The organism is Thiocapsa sp., assembly GCF_035467215.1.
GTDB lineage: Bacteria > Pseudomonadota > Gammaproteobacteria > Chromatiales > Chromatiaceae > Thiocapsa.
This window is the reverse complement of sequence record NZ_DATITZ010000319.1, coordinates 1-3432: the sequence shown is the minus strand read 5'-3', so window position 1 is coordinate 3432 and position 3432 is coordinate 1. Positions and strand designations below refer to the sequence as shown.

Below are 3432 nucleotides of genomic sequence, written 5' to 3'. Positions count from 1 at the left end.
AGCTCCATGCCGCGGTCGTCGAGCTGATCGCCATGGACGACGCCGAGATCAAGTACTCGACGGTGCAGAATTGGTATCCCGGCGACGCCCAAGGCCGCGGCGGCATCTACAACTTCGTGACCAAGCGCGGGGAATGTCGCGGTGCGCGCTCAAAGATCTCCTGGACCCAGGTCGAGACTGGCTCGGCGATCACCTGGAAATACCCCAGCTGCATCCTGCGCGGCGACGACTCGATCGGCGAGTTCTACTCGGTCGCCGTCACCAAGGGTCGTCAGCAGGCCGATACCGGCACCAAGATGATCCATCTCGGGCGCAACACCAGCTCGACCATTGTTTCCAAGGGGATTTCCGCCGGCGAGGGTCAACAGACCTATCGCGGCTTGGTGCGGATCAGTCAGCGGGCCGAGGGTGCGCGCAACCACACCCAGTGCGACTCTCTGCTGATCGGCGACCGCTGCAGCGCCAACACCTTTCCCTACATCGAGGTGAAGCACCCGAGCGCCAATCTCGAGCACGAGGCGACCACCTCGAAGATCAGCGACGATCAGCTCTTCTACTGCCGCTCGCGCGGACTCACCGAGGAGGACGCGGTCTCGATGATCGTCAACGGCTTCTGCAAAGAGGTCTTCAACGAGCTGCCGATGGAGTTCGCGGTCGAGGCCCAGAAGCTCTTGAGTATCAGCTTGGAAGGCGCGGTTGGTTGAACCCTGTTGAACCGCGTTCGGATGGTCATGCGGGATCGTCGCCTGATATCGGCCTCTCGGTGATCAACGCCCTTCGAGAGACGCGGTTCAAGATTTTAAAACGACATTAAACATATTGATCGCGTCAGCTTAGACGTTGTTTGGCCGGCTCTCATATCGATCCAATCACAAGGATCGCGGATGTTACGCCGGACGCGATCGATCAGGAGACTGATGATGCTGTCTGTTAAGGGCCTGCGGGCCAGTGTCGGTGAGAACGAGATCCTCAAGGGCCTTGATCTGGAGGTCGGTCCCGGCGAGATCCACGCCATCATGGGTCCGAACGGCTCGGGCAAGAGCACCTTCTCGCATGTCCTGTCCGGACGCGAGGGTTACGAGGTCACGGCCGGATCGGTTACCTTCGAAGGGCAAGACCTACTTGCGCTCGAGCCCGAGGAGCGCGCCCATCTGGGCGTCTTCCTGGCCTTTCAGTACCCGGTCGAGCTTCCCGGCGTCAACAACACCTACTTCCTGAAAGCGGCGCTCAACAGCATCCGCAAGGCCCGCGGCGAGAGCGAGTTGGACGCGGTGTCTTTTCTTCGCCTCATAAAAGAGAAGCTGAAGATCCTGCATCTGAACGATTCTTTGCTCAAGCGCGCGGTCAACGCCGGGTTTTCCGGCGGCGAGAAGAAGCGCAACGAGATCTTCCAGATGGCCCTGCTCGAACCCAAGCTCGCGATCCTCGACGAGACCGACTCCGGGCTCGACATCGACGCCCTTCGCGTGGTGGCCGACGGTGTGAATGCGCTGCGCAGTCCGGAGCGTTCCATGATCGTGGTCACCCACTATCAGCGTCTGCTCGACTACATCGAGCCCGACCGTGTCCATGTCCTGGCGAAAGGCCGGATCATCCGCTCGGGCGGCAAGGAGTTGGCGCTGGAGCTCGAAGAGAAGGGCTACGGCTGGATCCTCGAGCAGGAGCAGGCGGCATGAACGGCGCTGCGCCCACCAGCTTCGACACCTGGCTTTCCGCCCGCGCGGACGGCGAGGTCGGCGCCGGGCTCGATTGGCTCGAGGCGCAGCGGCGCAGCGCCCTGGACCAAGTGCGCGAGCAAGGCGTGCCGGGCACCAAGCAAGAGGCTTGGCGCTATACCAGTCTGAAGCGACTGATCGAGCAGGGGTTCGCTCGGGTCGAGGACGAGATCACGGCACTGCAGCTTCACGATATCGAGGAGCTGCTGATTCCGGAGTTGGATAGCCATCGCGTGGTGATGGTGAACGGCCGTTATACGCCCTCGCTGTCCGCACTCGGCGATCTGCCGCGCGGCGTTCGCGTGACCGGTCTGCGTGCCTTGTTGGCTAGCGACCCCGACGCCCTACGCGAGCGCATCAACGGCGTGGCGGGCGAAAGCCAGCCTTTGTTTGCGGCGTTGAACACGGCGGGTCTGGACGACGGTTTGGTGGTCTTGCTCGATCGCGGTGCCATCCTTGAGCGCCCCATCGAGCTGATCCATCTCTCCGTCGGCATGGACGAGCCGCGCGTCGCGCAGCCGCGTCATCTGGTCTCGCTCGCGGATGGTGCGCAGGCGACCCTGATCGAGCGGTACTTGAGTCTCGGCGAGTCGCTCTATTGCACCAACTCGGTGTTGGAGCTGTCGCTCGGGCGCGGTGCGGTGCTCAAGCACGACCGCATCCAGATCGAGAGCCCGAACGCCTTCCACATCACGGGCCTCTACCTGAGCCAGGACGCCGGCAGTCGTTATGTCGGGGTCAACATTGGCTTGGGCGCCGCTTGGGCGCGCACCGATCTGGTCACCCGATTTAGCGGCGAGCATGCCGAATGCGATCTGCAGGGTCTCTATCTCGCGGGCGATCGCCAACTGATGGACTACCACATCGACGTGGATCACGCAGTCCCGTCCTGCTCGAGTCGCGAGACCTTCAAGGGCATCCTCTACGGTAAGGGCCGGGCGGTCTTCGACGGCCGGGTCGTGGTGGCCAAGGACGCGCAGAAGACCGATGCGGCCATGTCCAACAAGAATCTCATGTTGTCCGAAAACGCGGAGATCGACACCAAGCCGCAGCTCGAGATCAACGCCGACGACGTGAAGTGCAGCCACGGCACGACGGTCGGCCAGATCGAGCCCGAGAAGCTGTTTTATCTGCGCTCGCGCGGCATCTCGGCACCCTTTGCTCGTCGCATGCTTTGCTTGGGATTCGCCGAGGAGATCATCGATGCACTGCACAGCGATGCACTCCGCGATGCGGTATCCGAGGAGGTCGGGCGTCGACTCGAAACCGCCCCCTTAACCTAAACCGCGACCGGAGGCAGTCGGCTCGGCGATGGTCGAGTCGAATGAAGGCATCGCATGTCGCACCGGACGCGGTTCAACCGGAAATTGCAGTCAAGAGGTCGAGCATGAACAGACTGGCCCGCTTTGCCGGCTTCGGCAAGCATGACGAGGAGAGTGCGAGCACGGCCGTGCTCACGGAGGATGTCGCGGTCGAGCAGATGGACGCCGAGGAGCTGCGCGAGCCCATCATCGAGGCGCTGCGGAGCGTCCAGGACCCAGAGATCCCCATCAATATCTACGATCTGGGGCTGATCTACCGGGTCGACATCTCCCCGGTGGGTGACGTGTCGATCGACATGACGCTGACCGCACCGGCCTGTCCGGTCGCCGGCATGATGCCGATCATGGTCAAGGATGCCGTCTCGAAGGTCGAGGGTGTCGGCCTGATTCAGGTC

General features: G+C 62.6%; 4 protein-coding genes. All 4 read left to right on the top strand.

The genetic code is table 11. The features are described 5' to 3' along the window. A partial coding sequence (locus VLR48_RS17200) for a SufD family Fe-S cluster assembly protein (RefSeq protein WP_325292968.1) occupies positions 1-704 on the top strand: 704 nt, incomplete at its 5' end. A 216-nt stretch (positions 705-920) separates the two neighbouring features. Further along, complete coding sequence (gene sufC, locus VLR48_RS17195; protein WP_325292967.1) at positions 921-1676, top strand: Fe-S cluster assembly ATPase SufC; 756 nt, start codon at positions 921-923, stop codon at positions 1674-1676. After that, complete coding sequence (sufD, locus tag VLR48_RS17190) at positions 1673-2998, top strand: Fe-S cluster assembly protein SufD (protein WP_325292966.1); 1326 nt, start codon at positions 1673-1675, stop codon at positions 2996-2998. Before sufC ends, sufD begins: the two co-directional genes overlap by 4 nt. Before the next feature lie 104 nt (positions 2999-3102). After that, positions 3103-3432 (top strand): iron-sulfur cluster assembly protein (locus VLR48_RS17185; RefSeq protein WP_325292965.1); only part of this gene is annotated, 330 nt, incomplete at its 3' end.

Excerpts from the sequence above, each read along its gene's own strand:
- sufC (WP_325292967.1), top strand. The coding sequence starts at position 921 with ATGCTGTCTGTTAAGGGCCTGCGGGCCAGTGTCGGTGAGAACGAGATC.
- sufD (WP_325292966.1), top strand. The coding sequence starts at position 1,673 with ATGAACGGCGCTGCGCCCACCAGCTTCGACACCTGGCTTTCCGCCCGC.